Genomic DNA, 22,354 nt, shown 5'->3' on the forward strand with positions numbered 1-22,354 from the left:
TGCGGAAAGGCTTTTCAGCAGCTGGACTTGCCCGCGTAGATCGCGAGTGCCGTGTTGGCGCCCAGGGTTGCCGTGAACTGCCCCGAACTGTTCACGGTGACCTGCGTGTTGTTCTGCACGTTGCAGTACGTGCCCGCCGCGAGGGAGGTCGTGTACGTCCGGCTCAGCGACGAGGTCTCGTGGTTGATGGCGACGAAGCCCTTGCTGCCGCGGCCGAAGGCGATGGCGTCGTTGCCGTTGTCCCACCAGTTGCTCAGCGCCTGCCCGCGCGTGGTGTTGCGGAAGGCGACCATCGACTTGATCTCCGGCCAGGCGTGCTGGCACTTCCAGCCGTCCTGCCAGCAGGCGTTGACGGTGCCGCCGTTGGGCGGTCCGGCGTCCGCGTTCGACCACTCGTAGCCGGAGTTGATGTCGGGGGCGCCGTACGGGTAGGCGAGCATGAAGACGTTGGCGAGGGTGTAGTTCGCGCCGTCCTTGTAGGTGAGGGTGGAGCCGTTGCGCTCGGTGTCGTGGTTGTCGACGAAGACGGCGGCCACGGAGCTGTTCATGTATCCCCAGCCCTCGCCGTAGTTCTTCAGGTAGGCGAGGTTCTCGTTGTTGAAGACACGCTTGAGGTCGTAGGCGTAGCGGAACTCCTGGACGTCTCCGTTGCCGGTGTACTCGGTGGGCTGGACGGCCTCTCCGGCGCCGTAGATGACCTCCTGCTTCCAGTACGCCGACGGGTTGCTCAGCCGGGACTTGATGTTGGCGAGGTCGCCCGCCGGGATGTGCTTGGCCGCGTCGACGCGGAAGCCGTCCACACCGTAGCCGAGCAGGGTGTTCAGGTATCCGGCGATCGTGGACCGGACGTACTCCTCGCCGGTGTCCAGGTCGGCGAGGCCGACGAGTTCGCAGTTCTGGACGTTGGAGCGGTTGGTGTAGTCGCTGATGCTGGCGGTGCAGTCGTCCATGTCGTACGAGGAGTACAGACCGGGGTAGTTGTACTTCGTGTACGAGGAGCCGCCGGTTCCGGTGCCCGAGCCGGCGGACATGTGGTTGATCACGGTGTCCGTCACGACCTTCACACCGGCCGCGTGGCAGGTGCTGACCATGTTCTTGAAGGCGGTCGCGTCTCCGAGCCGCCCGGCGATCCTGTAACTGACGGGCTGGTACGAGGTCCACCACTGCGAGCCCTGTATGTGCTCGGCGGGCGGGGACACCTGGACGTAGCCGTATCCGGCGGGGCCCAGCGTGGTGGTGCACTCCTTGGCGACCGAGTCGAATTTCCACTCGAAGAGGACGGCGGTGACGTCCTTGGTACCGGGCGGAGTGGCCGCGGCGGTACCGGCGGGGAGGACCACCGAGGCGGCCATGCCGGCGGCCAGCGCGAGCGCGGTGGCAAGAGTTCTCTTGGCCATGTCATCTCCTGCACGTCGTTGTGCGGTGGGGGTGTGCGGGTGACCGGGGCTCCGGGGTGCAAGTGGGGGGCCCTGGAAGGAAGTTGCCCGGTAAATCAATCGGGCGTGTGCCGGAACGTATCTCTTGCCAACAAGTTTCAGCAAGATGTCGTAAGAGATTTCAGGGCGTGAAAAAGCGGTGCCCCGGTCCAGGAGGACCGGGGCACCGCTCAGCCGTGGCGGGGCAGGGTCAGGCTGCCCACCACACGGTCGTGTCGGCGGGCAGCTTCGCCTCGCCGCCCTTCGACACGGTCACCTCGCCGCTCGCGACGAGCACCCTGCCGTATACCGGCACGGTCACGGCCTCGGCGCCCGTGTTCGCGGTGCAGACGACCTCGCCGCGCCGGAAGGCGAGGACGCCGTCGGGCGCGTCCAGCCACTCGACGGAGTCACCGGCGCCGAGGTCCGAACGCTCGCGGCGCACCGCCAGCGCGTCGCGGTACAGCTCCAGGGTCGAGCCCGCCACGCCGGTCTGCGCCTCGATGCTCAGCTCCGCCCACGCGGCGGGCTGCGGCAGCCAGCTGCCGCCGTCTCCGAAGCCGTACGAGGTGCCGGCGCGGGTCCACGGGATCGGCACCCGGCAGCCGTCACGGAAGCCGTCCTGTCCCGCGCCCCGGAAGTAGGCGGGGTCCTGGCGCACCTCGTCGGGCAGGTCGACGACGTCGGGCAGGCCGAGTTCCTCGCCCTGGTAGAGGTAGGCGGAGCCGGGCAGCGCCAGCATCAGCAGGCTCGCCGCGCGGGCGCGGCGCAGGCCGAGCTCCCGGTCCCCGGCGGTGCGGATCTGGGTCCCGAGGCCCGGCTCGTTGGCGAAGCGGGTGGCGTGCCGGGTCACGTCGTGGTTCGACAGCACCCAGGTGGAGGGGGCGCCGACCGGGCGCATCGCGTCGAGGGTGCGGTCGATCACCGAACGCAGCTCGGCCGCGTCCCAGTGCGTGCCCAGGTACTGGAAGTTGAAGGCCTGGTGCAGCTCGTCGGGGCGCACGTAGTTCGCGGTGCGCTCGATGGTCGGCGTCCACGCCTCGGCGACGAAGATGCGCTCGCCGGAGTACTCGTCGAGGATGGTGCGCCACTGCCGGTAGACCTCGTGCACGCCGTCCTGGTCGAAGAACGGCATGACATCGTTGCCCAGCAGCTTCAGCTGGTCGTGGTCGCCGAGGTCCGGCAGGCCCTCGGCCTTGACCAGGCCGTGCGCGACGTCGATGCGGAAGCCGTCGACGCCCATGTCGAGCCAGAACCGCAGGATGGAGCGGAACTCGTCACCGACGGCGGGGTGTTCCCAGTTGAAGTCGGGCTGCTCGGGCGCGAAGAGGTGCAGGTACCACTCGCCGGGGGTGCCGTCCGGCTCGGTGACGCGGGTCCAGGCCGGGCCGCCGAAGATGGACTCCCAGTCGTTGGGCGGCAGTTCGCCGTCCGCGCCCTTGCCGGGACGGAAGTGGTAGCGGTCGCGCAGGTCGGAGCCGGGCCCCTCGCGCAGGGCGCGCTTGAACCACTCGTGCTGGTCCGAGGAGTGGTTGGGCACCAGGTCGACGATGATCCGCAGGCCGAGCCCGTGGGCGTCGCGGATGAGCGCGTCGGCGTCCAGGAGGTTGCCGAACATGGGGTCGACGGCCCGGTAGTCCGCCACGTCGTAGCCGGCGTCGGCCTGCGGCGAGGCGTAGAAGGGGCTGAGCCACACGGCGTCCACCCCGAGGTCGCGCAGGTACGGGAGTCGGGAGCGTACGCCCTCCAGGTCGCCCATGCCGTCGCCGTTGCTGTCGGCGAAGCTGCGCGGATAGACCTGGTAGATCACCGCGTCGCGCCACCAGTCGCGGTGCGCGGCGACGGTGGCGAGAACGGAGTTCGGGGCCTGGTCGGCGGAGTGCTGGCTCATGGCGTCCTTGATGCGATGGGTTCCCCGCGCCCCGGCGCGGCCGGCCGCGGGGAGGAGTTCGGTGGGGGCGGCCCCTGCTCGCGCGGTTCGCGGAGCACGGGCGGTGGAGATCGGGGCCGACGAAGTCGGTGTGGGCGATGACGAAGTCGGTGCGGAGGATGGGGAGATGAGGCGGCCGCGGTACCGGCGGGGTCGGATGGGCACCGCGGCCGCCACCCGCGCGCCAGGGGCGCGCGGGAGTCTTTCGGTGGCGGGCGTTCTGGGGCGTCCCGCGCGGGTCAGCCCTTCGTGCCGCCCGCGGTCAGTCCGGTCACCAGGTTCTTCTGCACGAGGTAGAAGAACGCGGACACGGGTATCGCGACCAGGACCGCGGTCGCGGCCATCAGGTTGCGCTGGGCGTCGTGCTCACTGACGAAGCTCTGGAGTCCGACGGCGAAGGTGTACTTCGAGTCGTCCAGCATGAACGTCGACGCGAAGGCGACCTCGCCGAACGCGGTGATGAAGTTGTAGAACGCGGCCACCGCGAGGCCGGGCTTGGCGAGCGGCAGGATCAGCCGGAAGAAGGTGCCGAAGGGGCTCAGCCCGTCGACGCGTCCGGCCTCGTCGATCTCGAACGGGATGGTGTCGAAGTACCCCTTGAGCAGCCAGGCGCTGTAGGGGACGGCCGTCGAGCAGTAGACGAGGATCAGGCCGAGGTAGGAGTCGATGAGCTGCAGGTCCGAGAGGATCTGGTACATCGGCACGATCAGCACGGCGATCGGGAACATCTGGGTGACCAGCAGGACCCACATGAACTTCCGGTAGCCGGGGAAGCGCATGCGCGAGACCGCGTAGCCCGTGGTGGCCGCGACCATCACGCCGATCACCGTGGTGCCCAGCGACACGATGAGCGAACTCTTCATCCAGTCGAAGAAGTTCGTGTGCTGGAGCACGAAGGAGTAGTTGTCGAACGTCATCGTGTCCCAGATGCGTCCGGGGTGCAGGTAGTCGTCCTTGTCCGGGCCGAGCGACAGGAAGACCAGCCAGGCGATCGGGAACAGCGCGATCAGGCTCGCGACGGTCAGGATGCCGTGGGAGGCGAGCGCGCCGGCGCGGCTTCGCTCGCCGCGCTTCCGGGCCGGACGCGGCGACGCGTCGGGGACGGGGGCCTCTTCGGCCGGCGGCGTCCGCAGGGTGGTGGTGCTCATGGAGACTCCCGCCTCAGATCGCGAGCTGCTGGTCATTGCGGTTCAGCCAGCGGCGGTAGAAGGAGGTGAAGACGACGAGGATGGCCAGCAGCAGCATGCCGTAGGCGGCCGACTGCGCGAAGTCGCGCGGCTGCTGTCCGAAGCCGAGGTAGTAGGCCCAGGTGACGAGGATCTGCGCGTCCGGGGCGGTGTTGCCGAACAGCAGGAAGATCACCGCGAACTGGTTGAAGGTCCAGATCACCCCGAGGAGCACCACGGTGGAGCTGACCGACCTGAGGCCCGGCAGGGTGACGTACCGGAACTGCTGCCAGGCGCCTGCGCCGTCCATCTCGGCGGCCTCGTACAGCGTGGAGTCGATGGACTGGAGACCGCCGAGCAGCGAGACCATCATGAACGGCACACCGCACCAGGTGTTGACCATGATCGCGGCGAACCGCTGCCAGAAGGTGTCCTCCAGCCACGCCGGCGAGGGCAGGTGCACGGCGTCGAGCATGGCGTTGATGATGCCCCCGTCGGCGAGCATGAACCGCCAGCCGAAGACGGTGACGAACGTCGGCACGGCCCACGGCAGCACGAGGATCAGCCGGTAGACGGTGCGGCCGCGCAGCTTCTGGTTGAGCAGCAGCGCGAGGCCGAGGCCGATGCAGTAGTGCAGCGCGACGCACAGGACGGTCCAGGCGATGGTCCAGATGAAGTGCGACCAGAAGCGGTCGTACGACGTCGGCCCCCAGAGGATGTCCTCGTAGTTGTCGAGGCCGATGAACTTGTAGGTGGCGTCGATGTGGTTGACGCCGATCGTGCGGGCCGAGTTGAGGCTGTTGGCGTCCGTGAGCGTCAGGTAGAGGCCCCGCACCAGGGGATAGAGCACCAATCCGCCGAGTACGACGACGACCGGGGCGATCATCGCGTACGCGTACCAGTACTTCTGGTACGAGTGCTTCAGACGCTGCATCCGGCCGGGGCGCGGTGCTCGGTCACCGCGGCGCTTGCCGGTCGCTCGGTCGATGGCGACTGTCATGGTTCGACACCTTCTGCAAGATCAGGAGTTGGGCGCACACGGCCGGTGGCCGCCGGAACCGTTCCCCCGTCCGGCGGGGGTGCGGAACCGGCGGCCACACGGGCTCACTTGCTGAAGTCCGGGACCAGCTTGGCGATCGCCAGCTCGGCGTTGCTCAGACCCTTGTCCAGGGACTCCTTGCCACCCGCGATCTTCGGCAGCTCGGTGTCGAGCGGGCCCCACAGCGAGCTGTACTCGGGCAGCGCCGGGCGCGGCTGGGCGGCGGAGAGCACCGTCTGGTAGCCGGCGATGCCCGGGTCGGCCTTGACCTCGGAGGTGTAGGCGTCGTCACGCGTCGGCAGCGTGGAGTTCTTGAGCGCGATCGTCGCCTGCGACTTCGCGGAGGTCATGAACTTCACGAACTTGAGCGAGGCCTCCTGGTGGGCCTTGTCCGAACCCGCGTACACGGAGAGGTTGTGGCCGCCGGTCGGGGCGCCCGCCTTGCCGCTGGAGCCGGCCGGGACGGTGGCGATACCGAGGTTCGACTTGTCCGTGAAGGCCGAGCCCTTGTAGAAGTTCGTGATCTCCCAGGGGCCCTGGACGATCGCGGCGACCTTGCCGTTGACGAACGCGTCCTGGATGTGGGCGTACGCGTCGGCGGTGGTGTCGGCCTTGTGCAGGCCCTTGCCGGAGAACAGACCCTGCCAGGTGCCGTACGCCTTCTGCGCGGCGGCCGAGTTCACGGTGATCTTCTTCGCGGTGGCGTCGACCGTGTCGGTGCCCTCGCCGTAGAGGAAGGACTGCGCGTAGTAGGCCTGGGTCGAGCCCCAGTAGCCGTCGACGTCGGTCTTCGACTTGATCTTCGCGGCGTCGGTCTTCAGGTCGGCCCAGGTCTTCGGGGCCTCGGTGATGCCGGCCTTCTTGAAGAGCGCCTTGTTGTAGACGAGGGCGAGGGTGTCGGTGACCAGCGGGACACCGTACGTCTTGCCGTCGTACTTGGCCTGCTCGATCAGGCTGGGCTGGAACTTGGCCTGGTCGGCGAGGGCCGCGGTGCCGTCGAGCGGCAGGAAGAAGCCCTTCTTGGCGAAGGCGGGGGTCCAGCCGACCTCGGAGCGCAGGATGTCCGGGGCGCCCTTGGAGCCGGCGGCCGTGTCGAACTTGTTCTGCGCCTGGTCGAAGGGCACGTTGACGTACTTGACCTTGATACCGGGGTTGGCCTTCTCGAACTGCTGGGCCAGGGCCTTGTACGTCGGCGCCTCATTGGTGGCGTTGGAGGTGTCCCACCAGGTGATGGTGGTGGGGCCGTCCGACTTGTCGCTGCCGCTGTCACTGCCGCCGCAGGCCGTCGCCGCGAGGGCGAGGGACGCCACCAGCGCAGTGGCCGCTATGCCACGCCGCATGAGATCTCCTTGAGGGTGAAAGCCCGAGTAGGTGGGGATGCGGTCCCGCCCGATCCCCTTGCCGACTTGCCGACTGCGCCGTTGCGTCCGCCGGGCGACGTGAACGTAACAGCGTTGTAAGCGGCGCGAAAGACCTTGCAGCAAAAAAGTGCAAGAGCTGCCGAGAGTTACGGCGCCGTGACCTCCCCTGCATCACCCCGAAACCCTTGTGCGAGGCCGCTCAGCGGAGTTCGGGGCCGCTGTGCAAGACTCTGCAAGCTCTTGCCATCGATGTCGCGCACGGGGATCATCGGGCCGTCAGCGCCTTGCAGGAGCCACCCTTTCCCGCGGCGCACGCCCGGGACGCCGATCCGACCGGAACACGAGGGAGCGCGATGACGCAGCAGCCCGCAGCGGGCCGTACAACCGCCCGCACACGGCGTCCGGTTGGTGGGCAGGGCGGGACACGACCGGTACAGTCCAATCCTGTGACCACACGGCTTGCCGACATCGCAGCCCAGGCGGGGGTCAGTGAAGCGACTGTCAGCCGCGTCCTGAACGGGAAGCCGGGCGTCGCCGCGACCACCCGCCAGTCCGTCCTGGCCGCGCTCGACGTACTGGGCTACGAGCGTCCCGTCCGTCTGCGGCAGCGCAGCGAGGGCCTGGTGGGCCTCATAACCCCCGAGCTGGAGAACCCGATATTCCCCGCGCTCGCGCAGGTCATCGGGCAGGCCCTGACACGCCAGGGCTACACCCCCGTCCTCGCGACGCAGACCCCGGGCGGCTCCACCGAGGACGAGCTGACCGAGATGCTGGTCGACCGCGGGGTCGCGGGCATCATCTTCGTCTCCGGACTGCACGCCGACACCTCCGCCGACATGCAGCGTTACGAACAACTGCGCGGCCAGGGTGTCCCCTTCGTCCTCGTCGACGGCTTCTCGCCCAAGGTGCAGGCACCGTTCATCTCCCCGGACGACCGCGCGGCGATGGCCCTGGCCGTCACCCACCTCGCCTCCCTCGGGCACACGGGCATCGGACTCGCGCTCGGCCCCAAGCGGTTCGTGCCGGTGCAGCGCAAGATCGAGGGCTTCCTGCGCACGATGCAGGAGCAGCTGGGTCTCCTGCCCGCCGACGTCGAGGAGCGACTGGTCCAGCACTCGCTGTACACACTGGAGGGCGGCCAGGCCGCCGCGAGCGCACTCATGGACCGCGGCTGCACGGCGATCGTCTGCGCCAGCGACATGATGGCGCTCGGCGCGATACGCGCGGCGCGCCAGCGCGGCCTGGAGGTTCCCACCGACGTCTCGGTCGTCGGATTCGACGACTCGCCGCTCATCGCGTTCACCGACCCGCCGCTCACCACGATCCGCAAGCCGGTGCCGGCCATGGGACAGGCGGCGGTGCGCACGCTCCTGGAGGAGATCGGCGGGACGCCCGCGCCGCACAGCGAGTTCGTGTTCATGCCGGAGCTGGTGGTGCGTGGCTCGACGGCTTCGGCGCCGGGGGACCGCAATCGTCCCTGAGTAGGATGATCTGCGGGTTTACGGCCCGCTCCGGGCGTAGAAAGTGCGACTCGAACCCATCCGGTGGATGATCGGTGGTCGAAGGCTTTTCTGGCAGACTCTGCGCCTATGGGTGAGACGACCGTGACGACACTGGAAGGCCGGAATGAGGCCACTCCACAACCCGTCGCGGAGGAGAAGGCGGGTCACAACCTCCTGCGTCGTATGCGGGCCCCGCGTCGCCCCCGCCTCTGGTTCGAAATCCTGCTCATCGCCGTCAGTTACTGGACCTATTCACTGATCCGCAACGCCGTGCCGGAGCAGAGGCACGAGGCGTTGCGCAACGCGGACTGGATCTGGCGGCTGGAGCACCACCTCGGCATCGCCGTGGAGGAGTCGGTCAACCACACCGTGAACTCGGCGACATGGCTGATCATCGGGATGAACTACTACTACGCGACGCTGCACTTCGTGGTGACGCTGGGTGTTCTCGTGTGGCTGTACCGTCGCCACCCCGGCCGGTACGGGGCGGCCCGGCTCGCGCTCTTCGCGACCACGGCGGTGGCCCTGCTCGGGTACTACTTCTTCCCTCTCGCGCCACCCCGTCTGATGACCGGCGGGACCTTCGTCGACACCGTCACGGTCCACCAGACCTGGGGATCGATGGCCTCCGGCGACCTGAAGCACATGTCGAACCAGTACGCCGCGATGCCGTCCATGCACATCGGCTGGTCCCTGTGGTGCGGCCTGACCGTCTTCGCCCTGGCCTCGGCGCCCTGGGCCCGCATCCTGGGCCTCCTCTACCCGGCGGCCACCCTCATGGTGATCGTCGCGACGGCCAACCACTTCTGGCTGGACGCGGTGGGCGGCATGCTGTGCCTGGCCTTCGGCTTCCTGGTGGCCCGCCTCTGGTACGGCGCGCTGCCCTACCGGCTGCCGCAGCGGGTCCCGGGCACCGGCGCCGGACAGAATCTGCCGGCGAAGACCTGAGGCCCGGGCGTCACGCTCCGTAGAACAGTTCGTCCACGACGGCCCTCGCCCGGCGGGTGGTCCTGCGGTAGTCGTCGAGCATGTCCCCGACGTGGCCGGGACCGTAGCCCAGGTAGCGGCCCACGGCGGCCAGCTCCCGGCCGTCGGAGGGGAAGGTGTCGCCGGCCCGGCCCCGTACGAGCATCACCGCGTTCCGTACGCGGGTGGCGAGGACCCACGCCTCGTCCAGCGTGGCCGCGTCCTCGGCGGACAACAGCTCCGCGGCACACGCGGCGGCCAGCGCCTCCCTCGTCCGGGTGGTCCTGAGGCCCGGCTCGGCCCAGCCGTGCCGGAGCTGGATGAGCTGCACCGTCCACTCCACGTCCGACAGGCCGCCGCGCCCGAGCTTGCTGTGCAGCGTCGGGTCGGCGCCGCGCGGCATCCGCTCCGACTCCATCCGGGCCTTCAGCCGCCGGATCTCCCGTACGGCCTCCTCGCCCAGGCCCTCCGCCGGATACCGCAGCGGATCGATCAGCTCGATGAACCTGCCCCCCAGGTCCACGTCGCCGGCGACGACCTCCGCCCGCAGCAGGGCCTGGGACTCCCAGACGAGGGACCAGCGCCGGTAGTACGCCTCGTACGACTTCAGCGTCCGCACCAGCGGTCCGGACTTGCCCTCGGGTCGCAGGTCCGCGTCGATCAGCAGGGGCGGATCCGCGCTGGAGATCTGCAGCAGCCGCCGCATCTCGGACACCACGCGGTTCGCGGCCTTCGAGGCCTCCTGCTCGTCGACACCCTCGCGGGGTTCGTGCACGAAGAGGACGTCCGCGTCGGAGCCGTAGCCCAGTTCGTGGCCGCCGAAACGACCCATGCCGATCACCGCGAACCGGGTGGGCAGGGTGTCGCCCCAGCCGTCGCGCACTACGGCCCGCAGTGTCCCGGCGAGCGTCGCCGCCGTCAGGTCGGAGATCGCGCCGCCGACGAGGTCGACCAGGGCGCCCTGGTCGGCGACGGCCGGGGTCTCCTCGGTGCCGTAGGAGGCGACGATGTCCGTGGCGGCCGTGCGGAACAGTTCCCGCCGGCGCACCCCGCGCGCCGCGGTCACGGCCTGCTCGCCGCCGTCGGCCCGGCGTACCGCGGCGAGGATCTCCTGCTCCAGGTGGGCACGGTTGCGCGGTTCCAGGCCGCCGCCCTCGCCGTCGCCGAGCAGCGCGACCGCCTCCGGCGCGCGCAGCAGCAGGTCGGGGGCGAGCCGTCCCGCCGAGAGCACCCGGGCGAGGTTCTCGGCGGCGGCTCCCTCGTCCCTCAACAGCCGCAGGTACCAGGGGGTCTTGCCGAGCGCGTCCGACACCTTGCGGAAGTTGAGGAGACCGGCGTCGGGGTCGGCCGAGTCCGCGAACCAGCCCAACAGGACCGGCAGCAGGGTGCGCTGGATGGCGGCCTTGCGGGAGACCCCGGACGCCAGGGCCTCCAGGTGACGCAGCGCCGCGGCCGGGTCGGCGTAGCCGAGGGCGACGAGCCGCTCCCGGGCCGCGCCGGGGCTCAGCCTGGTCTCTCCCGGCGCGAGTTGGGCGACGGCGTCGAGCAGCGGCCGGTAGAAGAGCTTCTCGTGCAGCCGGCGCACCACGGAGGCGTGCCGTTTCCACTCGCGGTTCAGCTCCTTGACGGGGTCGACGCGCAGACCGAGCGACCGCCCGATGCGCCGCAGGTCGGCGTCGTCCTCCGGCACCAGATGGGTGCGCCGCAGCCGGAAGAGCTGTATGCGGTGCTCCATCGAGCGCAGGAAGCGGTAGGCGTCGTCGAGCTGCACGGCGTCGGCGCGGCCCACGTAGCCGCCGGTGGCGAGTGCCTTCAGGGCGTCCAGGGTGGTGCCGCTGCGCAGTGACGTGTCGACCCTGCCGTGCACCAACTGGAGGAGCTGCACGGCGAATTCGACGTCCCGCAGGCCACCGGGTCCGAGCTTCAGCTCGCGTTCGATCTCGGCGGCCGGGATGTTCTCGACGACCCGGCGCCGCATCTTCTGCACGTCGGCGACGAAGTTGTCCCGCTCGGCGGCGTGCCACACCAGCGGGGCCAGCGTGGCCACGTAGTCCTCGCCCAGCTCCAGGTCTCCGGCGACCGGCCGGGCCTTGAGGAGGGCCTGGAACTCCCAGGTCTTCGCCCAGCGCTGGTAGTAGGCGAGGTGGCTGCTGAGCGTGCGCACCAGCGGGCCGTTGCGCCCCTCGGGGCGGAGATTGGCGTCGACCGGCCAGATGCTGCCCTCGACCGTGGTCTCGGAGCAGATGCGCATCATGTGGGAGGCGAGCCGGGTCGCGGCCTGCACGGCCTTGGACTCGTCCGCGCCGTCCGTGCCCTCGGCCTGCTCCCCCACGAAGATGACGTCGACGTCGGACACGTAGTTCAGCTCGTGTCCCCCGGTCTTGCCCATCGCGATCACCGCGAGCCGGCACAGCGCCGCGTCGTCGGGCGCGGCGGCCCGGGCGATGGTGAGCGCGGCACGCAGGGTCGCGGTGGCGAGGTCGGCGAGCTCGGCGGCGGTCTGCGCGAGGTCGGTGGTGCCGCACACGTCGCGCGCGGCGATGGAGAGCAGGCAGCGGCGGTAGGCGACGCGCAGGGCGACGGGGTCGTCGGCGTCGGCGAGTCCCGCCTCGAACTCCGCGACGCCGGGGTGCAGGTCCTGCGCCTCGTAGGTGACGAGGGCCTGCCAGTCCCGGGGGTGCCGGGCGAGGTGGTCGCCGAGTGCCTCGGAGGCGCCGAGGACACCGAGGAGCCGGTCCCGCAGCGGCTTGGCGGCGATCAGGGTGTCGAGGAGCTCCCGCCGGGCGGGGTCCCCGTCCTGCGCCTCGACCAGCCGGACGAGTCCGAGGAGCGCCAGGTCGGGATCGGCCGTCGCGCCGAGGGCGTCCAGGAGGACCGGGTCGACTCTTATGGGCGCGAGTTCGGGGCCCTCCAGCAGACGCTCGGCCGCCGAGGGATCGGTGAAACCGTGCCGCAGCAGCCGTGAGAAGGTGCTGCTCCTGCGCCCCGGCGCCGTCATCCCGGCCTCCCGTCGGATCGGACCCCGCACCGCTTTCGGATCAAGGTCGTGCGAAGCGAGCCTAACCCCGGTCGGCGGGGTGGCGCCCCGCGCCGGTCTGGGCTTGTGTGGACGGAGCCGTGTGCCGTGGGACAAGGGAGTCGAACCGTGGACATGACCCTCGAAGTGATCGTTCTGCCCGTCTCGGACGTGGACCGGGCCAAGGAGTTCTACCGGGACAAGGTCGGCTTCCACGTCGATCTGGACGGCGAGGTGATGGAGGGGGTCCGGATCGTGCAGATGACGCCGCCCGGGTCCGGATGCTCGATCGCCCTCGTCGACGGCCTCCGGATCCCGACCGGAACACCGCGGCCGGGGACGTACCACGGCATGCAGCTGTGCGTGCGGGACGCGGCGGCGGCGTACGAGGAACTGACCGCGCGCGGCCTGGAGGTGAGCGAGCCGGTGGCGTTCGCGCCGCAGGACGGTGCCACCTTCATGTACTTCAAGGACCCGGACGGCAACGGGTGGGCGATCCAGGAGTACCGGAAGCGGGCGACGGAGCCGCTCCACCAGGTACTCGGCCAACTCGCCCGCGAGGGCTGACGGCAGCGGGCTCCGACGCCGGACGTCCCCGGCCGCCGGGGGGGGCGTGACGGCGGCCTCCCCCGGTCGCCGGGAGGCGTGACGGCTCCGGCTGCCCGGGGGCGTGGCGGCAGCATTCCCGGCCGCCGGGAGGGCCGCGACGGCAGCCGTTCATCCGCTCTTCACTCCGCCGGTTGAGAGACGTGGGCCCCGGGAATGTTGGCGTGTGCATGCTCTGTCCGCACCGCCACCGTCGTCGCCCCCCACTCACCGGAGGTCTGCAGTGCCCGGCAGAAACGTGTACCGCCGCAGTCGTGCCGTCGTGGCATCCGCTCTCGCCTTCACCGCGGCAGCGGCCGGGATCTGGACCGGCTTCGCCGGCTCGGCCCCCGCGCACGCCGCGGCGGCCGTCCCCACCCCGGACCACGTCGTGGTCGTGGTCTTCGAGAACCACGCGTACAGCCAGGTGATCGGCTCCTCCAGCGCCCCCTACATCAACTCGCTGAAGACCGGCGGGGCCAACCTCTCCCAGTCGTACGCCGAGACGCACCCGAGCCAGCCCAACTACTTCGCCCTGTTCTCCGGCTCCACGCAGGGGATCACGGACGACAGCTGCTACACACCCGGCTTCTCCTCCGCCCCGAACCTCGCCTCCGAGCTGATCGCCAAGGGCAAGACCTGGGGCAGCTACAACGAGACGCTGCCCAGCCAGGGTTCGACGACCTGCAGCAGCGGCGACTACGCCCGCAAGCACAACCCCTGGTTCGGTTTCAGCAACGTGCCCACGTCCAGCGCCAGGACGTTCGCGCAGTTCCCCACGGACTACACGACACTCCCCCAGGTCTCCTTCGTCGTCCCGAACCTGTGCAGCGACATGCACGACTGCTCGGTGTCCACCGGTGACACCTGGCTGAAGAACAAGCTCGGCGCGTACGCCACCTGGGCCAAGACCCACAACAGCCTCCTCGTCGTCACCTTCGACGAGGACAACCGCCTGGCCGGCAACAAGATCCCGACCGTGCTCTACGGCCAGCAGGTGACCCCGGGCTCCTCCTCAGCCACCACCTACAACCACTACGACCTGCTGCGCACGCTGGAGGACATGCACGGCCTCACGCACGCCGGCAACGCCGCCTCCGCCAAGGACATCACGGGCATCTGGACGTCCTGACATGTATGTAGCGGACAGCCGCGCCGTCGCTCCGGAGGCGCCGGCGACGACCCCGTCCGCGGACAGCGCCGCCCGGCCCCGAGCCAGGCGGCGCCGTGCCGCGGTCGCGCCCACGGTGCTTGCCCTCGGCACGGTCAGCCTGATCACCGACGTCTCCTCCGAGATGGTGACGGCGGTGCTGCCCCTCTACCTGGTGGCGGGCCTCGGCCTGTCACCGCTGGGCTTCGGGCTCCTCGACGGGATCTACAACGGCTTCTCGGCCCTGGTCCGGCTCGTCGGCGGCCATCTGGCCGACCGGGGAGGCGGCCGCCACAAGTGGGTGGCGGGTGCCGGCTACGCGCTCTCGGCGGCCTGCAAACCGCTGCTCCTGGTGGCGCAGACACTCACCCCCATCGGCCTGGTCCTCGCGGCCGACCGCACCGGCAAGGGGCTGCGCACCGCTCCGCGCGACGCCCTGATCTCCCTGTCCAGCACCCCGGAGAACCGCGGCCGGGCCTTCGGCGTGCACCGCGCGATGGACACGGCGGGCGCCCTGCTCGGCCCGCTCGTCGCCTTCCTGATCCTGCGCGCCACCGTCGACGGATACGACGCCGTGTTCATGGTGAGCTTCTGCGTGGCGGTGGTGGGTGTCCTGGTGCTGGTGCTCTTCGTACCGGGGGGCACGGCGACGCGGGCCGCCGCAGCGCGGGTTTCCGACACGGGGGCCGGCGCCGTGCGGCCTTCCGGCACGGGGGTCTGTGCCGTGCGGCTTTCCGGCACAGGGGTCTGTGCCGTGCGGCCACCCGACATGGGGGCCTGCGCCGGGTCGGGGGCGGTGTCGGGGCCCGCTTTCGACTCCGGGTCCGAGTCTGGGGCCCGGCCTGAGCGCGGGACCGAGTCAAAATTCGGCTCCGGGTCCGAACCAGAGACCGGGACCGGGACCGGGACCGGGGCCGGGGCCGGGGCCGGGGCCGGGGCCGGGGCCGAGGCCGGGGCCGGGGTCGGGGCGGGGGCCAAGGCCGAGGCAGGGTCCGGGTCCGCGGCTGGGGCCTGGTCCGGGACCGGGACCGGGGCCGAGACCGGGACCGGGGCCGAGACCGGGGCCGAGACCGGGGCCGAGACCGGGGCCGGGGCCGGGGCTGGAGCCGCGTCCGGGGCGGCCGGTCTCGTATGCGCGACCGGCACCGGTGCCCCGGCCGGTCCGGCCACCGCACCCCGTCCCACCCTGCGCGCCGCGCTGGCCCTCCTCCACCGCCCGGAGCTGCGGCGCATCGCGGTCTGCGCGCTGCTGCTCGGGCTCGCCACGGTGAGCGACTCGTTCGTGTTCCTGCTCCTCCAGCGGCGTCTCGGAGTACCGGACCGCTGGTTCGCGCTGCTGCCCCTCGGCACTGCCGCCGCCTTCCTCCTTCTCGCGGTCCCGCTCGGCCGGCTCGCGGACCGGACCGGCCGGTGGCGGGTGTTCGTCGGTGGGCACGGCGCCCTGCTCCTCGCGTACGCCCTGCTGCTCGGTTCCTGGCAGGGCACGGCGGCCGCCTGTGCCGTCCTGCTGCTGCACGGCGGCTTCTACGCGGCGACCGACGGCGTCCTGATGGCCGCCGCCTCGGACAGCGTGCCGAGCGGGCTGCGCGCCTCCGGGCTCGCGCTCGTCCAGACGGGCCAGGCCCTGGCCCGTTTCGCCTGCTCGCTCGGGTTCGGCGCGGCGTGGACGGCGTGGGGCGACCGTACGGCGCTGACGGCGTCGGCCGTGCTGCTCGCCCTGTGCGCCGTCCTCGCGCTCGGCCTCCGCCCCATCCGCCCCTCCGTCCCCTCGGAAGGCCTCGTATGACGCTGCGCAACCGCATCCTGGTCCTGGCGTGTGCCCTGGTCGTCCTCGCGGGCGTCGCGGTGGCCTCGGTGCTGCACGCCTCGGCGCGCGCGGACCGCAGGAACCAGGCCCGGCCCGGGGGCCCGCGGATCAGCGCCGGGCCGGTGTCCCTGACCGACTCCCGGCGGCTGGTGTTCCGCAATATGGCATGGGGTCCGCACCGCGACGAACTGACCTCCGTCCCGGCGTCGGACCCGTCGGCCCCGCGGATCGCGTCGAAGGTCAAGTGCCTGCGCTTCTACGCGGCTTCGGGCACGGGCGTGTGCCTCCAGGCGAAGCACGGCACGGTCCAGGACACCTACCGGGCGGTGATCCTGGACGCCACGCTGCACGAGAGGGCCCGCTACGACGTGCCGGGGATCCCGTCCCGGGCCAGGGTCTCGCCCAGCGGACGGTTCGCGGCCTGGACGGCGTTCGTCGGCGGCGACTCCTACGCGGGCACGAACTTCTCGACGCGGGCGGCGATCGTCGACACCCGCACGGGCCGGCTGACACCGTCGCTGGAGGCGTACCGGGTGATCAAGGACGGGCGGACCTATCACGCGGCGGACGTCAACTTCTGGGGCGTGACGTTCGCTTCGGACGACCGCACCTTCTACGCCACGATGGCCACGCACGGCTCGACCTACCTGGTCCGCGGCGATCTGCGGGCCCGCACCGTCACCACCGTGCACACCGACGTCGAGTGCCCGTCCCTGTCCCCCGACGGCACCCGCGTCGCCTACAAGAAGCGCGTCGAGGGCCTCCCGGCGGACGCCCCTTGGCACCTGTACGTCCTCGACCTGGCCACGGGCCGCGAAACGGCTCTGGCGGAGCCCCGCAGCGTCGACGACCAGGCGGTCTGGCGCGACGACCACACCCTGGTCTACGCCCTCCCCGGCGACTACGGAGCGGACCTGTACACCCTCCCGTCCGACGGCACGGGCGCACCGCACCGCATCAGCACGGCGGCGGTGTCCCCGGCGTACATCGGCTGACCCCGCCGAACACACCGCAGGGCCGGCGATCACTGACCGCCGGCCCTGCGCGCCGTTTCCCGGCCCCCGCGGGACACCCGCCCCGGTGTGCCCCTAGAGCACCGGCAAGTTCTTCCGCAGCTCGAACGCCGTGACCTCGCTGCGGTACTCCTCCCACTCCGACTTCTTGTTGCGCAGGAAGTGATGTAGGGCGGGGGCAACCTTCAGTGACGGGCATCGACGCAGGGCCGTCAGGCGCTCTGGAGGCCGTTGATGGCCGTTGATGGTCGCCTTAGGTCGCCCTTCGACGGCCCACGGACGGCCCGGCCATGCCAGCCTGGCGATCGCTGCGCTCCTCACATCGGCACCCGCTGAAACCTGCATCGAACTCCGGCTCCGTCCCTACCCGCACAACACGACCCCGCGCCCAAGTGCGCCTGGCTACGCTCTGTCCATGAGCCAGCGCAGTTACTTCCGCGACGACCCAGACCCTGACAACGACCGTCTGGAACGTGAAAAATTCGCCAACCGCACCGTACGCGCGCTTGGAGAAATCAGGCGACAGAGTAAAAGTAGTGTCGCTGGACTAATCGCACCTTGGGGAGCGGGAAAGTCGACTGCGCTGGAAATTATCGTTAAGGGTCTTGAGGAGCATGACACAGAACCCTGGATCGTCGTAGACCTGAACCCGTGGCTTTACAGTGACGTCGAATCCCTCCAACTTGGGTTTTTCGTCTCCCTTAGGGAAGCACTCCCCAAAGGGAAAAAATGGGGCAGAAAAAGAGAACAGGTAGGCAATTTCTTCACCGCCATTTCCCCTATAGGAAAAGTCAACGGCCTAGTCGGCGTTGACGCTAGTTCCGCACTCGAATCTCTCGGGGAAAGGATCGCTGGCGACGTGAGCGCAAGTTCACTGAAGAAGAAGGCCGAGGATGCCCTAGGGGAAATTGAGCACCCCATCCTATTTGTAATGGACGACCTTGACCGGCTCACGCCAGATGAACTACTCATGGTGTTCAAGCTTGTGAGGCTCGTCGGCCGCCTACCCAACGTGTACTACCTGCTTGCTTATGACGAAAAAACGCTACTCGACCTGATCCAGCAGACGAGTGTCGCGTCGGGCAACAGGGCGCGGGCTCGCGATTACATGGAGAAGATCATCCAGGTTCGTTTTGATGTACCTGATCTACGCCCAGCCCAGAAGGCCAATTTGGTTAACTCCTCAATGAATGAACTCCTGGCAGCCTACTCGATCGAACTGGGCAGAGAAGACCAGGAAGCTTTCGGCAGTTCATACAGGAATTACCTTCGCAATTATCTGACGACGCCGCGTGCCATCAACAGATACTTTGCACAGATCGACGCGTTTTACGAGACGCTAAACAAAGAAGTCAGATTTACCGACTTTGCCCTGATTACTTTCATTCGCACCTTCGAGCCAGACGTGTACAAGAATCTGACTGGAGCTTGGCGCGATGAACTGCTAGGCGAAGCACTAGAGGCCATCTTCGGCGCAAAAAAGGAGAGCGCTTCCGAAAAGGAGACTCGTTGGCATGCACTTCTTTCAGAAGCTCACGTGAGCAAGGAAAATATCCCTGGACTGCACAAGCTCCTACTATCACTGTTCCCGCGCCTCCACCCCGACGGTGGGTCATACTCATTGCGGCAGAGAGCCGGCATGAGTGGGGTCGGAAACCGAGACTACTTCGATAGATACTTTGCCTTTGGTGTCCCGGATGACGATACATCTGATGTCTCGTTGCAACAGATGATCGACAGAATCGATGAATCGACCGACGAGACTTCATTGAGTGCGGTCCGCGGAACACTCCTGAGCAACATAAAGCGGACATGCCGCAAGCTGCTGAATCTCCTACCAGGAAAACCCAACGCCTCCGCCGTCCTACTTCCAGTAATGGCTGAGGTGTATGCCGAAGGCGACTACGAATTTTTCTCCGTGGATGGGAGCTCGATAGTCCTCATTGAAAGCGTAGCTACCCTCGCAATTGCGGAGGTTCCTACCAGCCGAATCAAAGAGGTCGTCGACTCGATCGATAACCTATCGCACGGAGCAATCATGCTATCGAGCATCTTGTCCAGGGCTAAAGAGAGTGACATTCCCGCCATCTCAGAGTTCCGCGATAATGCTGCTCGGATTCTCAATAAGCGCGTGACCTCACTCTTCACGCACCCATTGGAATCAGTATCCACTCACGACTTCCGGCACGTATATCATTGGCGAATTACCGCAGGAAAAGACGTCACCGATCCTCAACTGAAACAAGCGCTGCTGGACGGTCAGTGGAGCGCCTTGGATTTCGCCGCCAGGAGTGTTTCAGTTGCCACTAGCGGGAATTCCGAGTCATTGGCGGATCTCCAGTTTGATGTATTGGAAGAGATTATCGGCCTAGAATATTTCTTTGAGGTCCTCGAAAGTCAGCTAGATGCCGCCGGACCTACGCCTCGCAGGCACCATTACGAGGACACGATTGAGAATCGCAGGATCATGGCCCTAGGGCAACTGAGGCAACGCCGCGATAGAGATCGACAAAATCCCGAAGAGTGAGAGCACCACGGCGGCAAAGCCCTCGGAAACCTTCATCATTGTGGGTTCTACGCACCAGGGCGTCGACAACTAGGCGTCTCTTCATCCGAAGTCGTGACGACTTTCTCTTCCAGCTTCCCAATAAACACGGTCGCCTCATCGAGGATGTCAGCGAACCCCTGAGACAGCCCCCTGGCATCGAGGTCGAAGAAGCGTACAGCCTTTTGGTAGTCGCTGTTGTTCTTGGTGTTCTTGACGTGGGCAACGCCGCTACGCAGGCTTTGCAAGTTCCGAAGCAACTGAACGAACGCCCGCGCCTCAGTGAACCCGATGTCATCCAGATACCGACCAAACTTTGTGATACCACCCTTGTCATTAGGTTCGAGGGTTGCCCGCTTACCTACCTCAGCCTCATTGATGCGGTCAACCAGAAGTTTCGTCAGCGACATGATCTGCTCATCGAACTCCTTTTGGTTGCCGTCCGATGGAACGTGCAATGAAGTCCAGTGATGCGCGTCCGCAGGCTTGAGTTTTTTAAAGAGTCCCCATCCCTGCTGTGATTGCCAGTTTTCTCCGAAGCGTTCGTACGTCCGCTTGAAGAGAAGCGCCGGCTCCGTAGCGTCAGCCCATTGTCCCAACATGGAACGACGGAAATTAACGTCGCTCATCCTGCCATCGGGTGCAACGTTGTAACGCGTCCAGTAAAGCTGCTCTTTGTGCGGCAGCTTCCCTAGATCGCCAAGGAACACGGTGACGTACTTCCGGTGGTTGTTGTCCAGCGGCATACCCCAATAGCCCGCGCAACGGAGGTAGCCGTCCTCGACGCTAAACTTCCCTGGTTCGTTGTAGTACTTCGCCAGAACTTCTCGGCGGAAAAATACGGACGTGAGGAAATGCGGAGCGCCGGTGTTCTTCCCAAAGTTGTTGGCAAGCTCCTCTTCGTCGCACGTGTGTTGAACTTCCTCGCCATCGTCGTCCACGCCGATAATGAAGTCTTCGTACTTGCGCTCATGCCGTTGCCATGAACGCTTCGGGTCGTAGTTTTCAGCTCCCCTCATCACCGCCTTGCCAAGAAGGCGCCCGCAAGTATTCCTCTCAGGGGCAAGGTCGGGAAAGGCGTCGACGGATCGCAAGTAACGGTAGTCACTGCCACTGCCGCCCTGGTGTTCGTTCTGTCGCGTCATCCCAAGCTCTTCAAGGCTTTTCTCGCTCCACCGGTCAATGACGTACAGCAGCAGCAACGCCATGCCACGCGCCGCAAGGTACTCCTTCAGGTACTTAACCCTGACCTCTACCCTGTCGTCAGATACGCGGACGACCTCAATCTCATCGCCGCTCTCGTCAAACGCAAGGAGAGTATGGGTCGCTCGATCCTCATAGAGGTTGTGGAAGTGCCTGAACTCCTCGCACACCTCGACGCACGACGGTTTCATCCCATAGAAGTAGCGACGGATGACCAACGGCTCGATGGCGCTATCGTCGCCGAATCGGTGATACTGACTTTCCCTGCCATCAAAGTAGAACGAGAACCCAGGTGTGCCGTCACCAAGATCCAGATCCCACGACGGCTCGACGAGACGAGCGTCAATTTCATCAACCGGCACGAGAGCGCTGTAGTAGCTGCTCTGTTCGTTGTCACGCTTTTCTTGTGCGTAGGCAGTGACCCAGCCACCGTTGGACCGCCGTCCCGTCGCATAGTCGATCAAGTCCTCAAAATCAAGAAATGACACTTCACTCATGTATATATTTTATCGCCAATTTTACGGTTTGGAAAGAACATTTCACCACGTCGGCACGTGCCGTTGAACCTGACTGATATGCCGTAATAAAAACAGCCAGTACGTCTCCACGGACCGCGGCACGCACTTGGGTTCAGCCGTCATCCGCGAGGTCGACACCGAGCTGATCGAGATGGCGTAGCGCCGAAGTACCGAGACGTCGATCGCTGCTTCCCGCTCGCGCCGGCCAAGCGCCCTTGATCGATGGAACCTAGCTGCGCAGCGCTCCGGCGCTGTGCGGTAATGGCTGCCGTGGATCTCAACTCGCTGCGCAAGCTCGTTGAAGGCCAGCTCCTCCGCCTGGAGAGCAACGCCTTCCAGGACTGCATGGACCGGCTCGGCCTGGAGCTGTACCCCGGCGACTACCAACCCGTGCGGGCTGCTGGACCGAAGGGCGACACCAAGAACGACGGGTACTGTCCGAAAGCTCGGGTGTTCTTCGCGGCGCACGCGACGCGTGGCGAGCGAATCGACAAGACCAAGGCGAAGATCCGCAGTGACTTGGAGGGCTGCCTCCAGGAGCACCGGGACGTAAGGGTGTGGCGCTTCCTCACCAACGACACCTTGCCAGGCGAGGTCGACCAATTCATCGACAACGAGCTTCGCCCGCTACACCCCGGCGTCACCATCGAGGTGTGGGGGCTCAAGACGCTTGCGGACGAGATCAGCAAGCTCAAGCGGGCACAGGTCGACAGGATCATCGACGTCGTCACGCTAGATGAGCCCGAGTTCGAGGTCGTCATCCTCAAGCACATGAAGACGGGCCGCGATCTCTGGCCGATCCTCTCCGGCTGCCTTGGGTGGTTGCCCCACGAAGAACCAGACGACTGCACCGACGAGGAGCAGGACCTCATAGACAGCGCCGTTCAGACCTTCCGGGACTGGAGCGACATCTCAGGAGATATCGAGTTCTCTCGCTCGTCGGTGCGTGATGCACAGCGAAGCATCACGGCCATCCTGGATGAGCTTGCAGAGAAGGGACTCGCTCTCTACTCCGCGACCATGGACGACTACCCCCTTACTGGTGGCCCTGCGCCGTTCTTGGGGACTGTGGCGATATTCAGGGTCGCCCGTGCTGCTACTCAGCAGAGCACGCCGAGCGGTAGCTGAGGTGCGCTAT

The 22,354-nt window shown here is 67.4% G+C and carries 15 protein-coding genes; 8 read left to right on the forward strand and 7 right to left on the reverse strand.

Going from position 1 to position 22,354, the window contains the following annotated elements; translation table 11 throughout:
* Positions 1-14: 14 nt before the first annotated feature.
* The 5 genes from B0675_RS01190 to B0675_RS01210 all read right to left on the reverse strand — a co-directional run bounded on the left by B0675_RS01190 (position 15) and on the right by B0675_RS01210 (position 6,890).
* Positions 15-1,397 carry an alpha-amylase family protein gene (locus B0675_RS01190; protein ID WP_081216864.1) on the reverse strand — a complete coding sequence of 461 codons (1,383 nt, stop codon included), beginning with the start codon at positions 1,395-1,397 and terminating at the stop codon, positions 15-17.
* Between the two features lie 229 nt (positions 1,398-1,626).
* The gene (locus tag B0675_RS01195) at positions 1,627-3,306 is read right to left on the reverse strand and encodes a glycoside hydrolase family 13 protein (protein WP_081216865.1); all 1,680 of its coding nucleotides are present in this window, start codon (positions 3,304-3,306) and stop codon (positions 1,627-1,629) included.
* Between the two features lie 278 nt (positions 3,307-3,584).
* Positions 3,585-4,493 (reverse strand): ABC transporter permease subunit, encoded by a 909-nt coding sequence (locus B0675_RS01200; RefSeq protein ID WP_081216866.1) that lies wholly within the window; start codon positions 4,491-4,493, stop codon positions 3,585-3,587.
* Positions 4,494-4,506: 13 nt separating this feature from the next.
* A complete protein-coding gene (locus B0675_RS01205; RefSeq protein ID WP_081216867.1) occupies positions 4,507-5,511 on the reverse strand; it encodes a sugar ABC transporter permease in 1,005 nt (334 codons plus the stop codon).
* Between the two features lie 104 nt (positions 5,512-5,615).
* Entirely contained in the window at positions 5,616-6,890 is a 1,275-nt protein-coding gene (locus B0675_RS01210; protein WP_081216868.1) for an extracellular solute-binding protein, read from the reverse strand.
* 467 nt (positions 6,891-7,357) lie between these two features.
* Here B0675_RS01210 and B0675_RS01215 point away from each other — a divergent pair, with 467 nt between their 5' ends.
* Positions 7,358-8,392 (forward strand): LacI family DNA-binding transcriptional regulator, encoded by a 1,035-nt coding sequence (locus B0675_RS01215; protein WP_277624284.1) that lies wholly within the window; start codon positions 7,358-7,360, stop codon positions 8,390-8,392.
* Positions 8,393-8,500: 108 nt separating this feature from the next.
* Entirely contained in the window at positions 8,501-9,361 is an 861-nt protein-coding gene (locus B0675_RS01220; protein ID WP_081216870.1) for a phosphatase PAP2 family protein, read from the forward strand.
* A gap of 10 nt (positions 9,362-9,371) precedes the next feature.
* Here the strand turns inward: B0675_RS01220 and B0675_RS01225 are convergent, their stop codons facing one another.
* A complete protein-coding gene (locus B0675_RS01225; RefSeq protein WP_081216871.1) occupies positions 9,372-12,377 on the reverse strand; it encodes a bifunctional [glutamine synthetase] adenylyltransferase/[glutamine synthetase]-adenylyl-L-tyrosine phosphorylase in 3,006 nt (1,001 codons plus the stop codon).
* 147 nt (positions 12,378-12,524) lie between these two features.
* Between B0675_RS01225 and B0675_RS01230 the strand changes: the two genes are divergently transcribed.
* The 5 genes from B0675_RS01230 to B0675_RS01265 all read left to right on the forward strand — a co-directional run bounded on the left by B0675_RS01230 (position 12,525) and on the right by B0675_RS01265 (position 19,477).
* Positions 12,525-12,962 carry a VOC family protein gene (locus tag B0675_RS01230; RefSeq protein ID WP_081216872.1) on the forward strand — a complete coding sequence of 146 codons (438 nt, stop codon included), beginning with the start codon at positions 12,525-12,527 and terminating at the stop codon, positions 12,960-12,962.
* 262 nt (positions 12,963-13,224) lie between these two features.
* Entirely contained in the window at positions 13,225-14,112 is an 888-nt protein-coding gene (locus B0675_RS01235; protein WP_081216873.1) for an alkaline phosphatase family protein, read from the forward strand.
* Position 14,113: 1 nt separating this feature from the next.
* Entirely contained in the window at positions 14,114-15,916 is a 1,803-nt protein-coding gene (locus tag B0675_RS41805; RefSeq protein ID WP_241539663.1) for an MFS transporter, read from the forward strand.
* Entirely contained in the window at positions 15,913-16,932 is a 1,020-nt protein-coding gene (locus B0675_RS01250) for a TolB-like translocation protein (RefSeq protein ID WP_081216874.1), read from the forward strand. The genes B0675_RS41805 and B0675_RS01250 overlap by 4 nt, the downstream gene beginning before the upstream one ends.
* A 433-nt stretch (positions 16,933-17,365) precedes the next feature.
* Positions 17,366-19,477: a P-loop NTPase fold protein gene (locus B0675_RS01265; RefSeq protein WP_179165215.1), complete on the forward strand. Its 2,112-nt coding sequence runs from the start codon at positions 17,366-17,368 to the stop codon at positions 19,475-19,477.
* Between the two features lie 47 nt (positions 19,478-19,524).
* Here the strand turns inward: B0675_RS01265 and B0675_RS01270 are convergent, their stop codons facing one another.
* Positions 19,525-21,195, reverse strand: coding sequence for a hypothetical protein (locus B0675_RS01270; RefSeq protein ID WP_143661043.1), 1,671 nt, complete (start codon positions 21,193-21,195; stop codon positions 19,525-19,527).
* Between the two features lie 291 nt (positions 21,196-21,486).
* On the opposite strand from B0675_RS01270, the gene B0675_RS01275 reads away from it, so the two are divergent.
* On the forward strand, positions 21,487-22,344 hold the full coding sequence (locus B0675_RS01275) for a hypothetical protein (RefSeq protein ID WP_241539664.1): 858 nt from the start codon (positions 21,487-21,489) through the stop codon (positions 22,342-22,344).
* Positions 22,345-22,354 lie beyond the last annotated feature (10 nt).

The organism is Streptomyces sp. M41(2017) (assembly GCF_002078175.1).
Lineage (GTDB): Bacteria > Actinomycetota > Actinomycetes > Streptomycetales > Streptomycetaceae > Streptomyces.

Bases quoted from the DNA above. Each gene is read 5' to 3' on its own strand.
- B0675_RS01190 (WP_081216864.1), bottom strand. From the start codon at position 1,397: ATGGCCAAGAGAACTCTTGCCACCGCGCTCGCGCTGGCCGCCGGCATG.
- B0675_RS01195 (WP_081216865.1), bottom strand. From the start codon at position 3,306: ATGAGCCAGCACTCCGCCGACCAGGCCCCGAACTCCGTTCTCGCCACC.
- B0675_RS01200 (WP_081216866.1), bottom strand. From the start codon at position 4,493: ATGAGCACCACCACCCTGCGGACGCCGCCGGCCGAAGAGGCCCCCGTC.
- B0675_RS01205 (WP_081216867.1), bottom strand. From the start codon at position 5,511: ATGACAGTCGCCATCGACCGAGCGACCGGCAAGCGCCGCGGTGACCGA.
- B0675_RS01210 (WP_081216868.1), bottom strand. From the start codon at position 6,890: ATGCGGCGTGGCATAGCGGCCACTGCGCTGGTGGCGTCCCTCGCCCTC.
- B0675_RS01220 (WP_081216870.1), top strand. From the start codon at position 8,501: ATGGGTGAGACGACCGTGACGACACTGGAAGGCCGGAATGAGGCCACT.
- B0675_RS01225 (WP_081216871.1), bottom strand. From the start codon at position 12,377: ATGACGGCGCCGGGGCGCAGGAGCAGCACCTTCTCACGGCTGCTGCGG.
- B0675_RS41805 (WP_241539663.1), top strand. From the start codon at position 14,114: ATGTATGTAGCGGACAGCCGCGCCGTCGCTCCGGAGGCGCCGGCGACG.
- B0675_RS01250 (WP_081216874.1), top strand. From the start codon at position 15,913: ATGACGCTGCGCAACCGCATCCTGGTCCTGGCGTGTGCCCTGGTCGTC.
- B0675_RS01265 (WP_179165215.1), top strand. From the start codon at position 17,366: ATGAGCCAGCGCAGTTACTTCCGCGACGACCCAGACCCTGACAACGAC.
- B0675_RS01270 (WP_143661043.1), bottom strand. From the start codon at position 21,195: ATGAGTGAAGTGTCATTTCTTGATTTTGAGGACTTGATCGACTATGCG.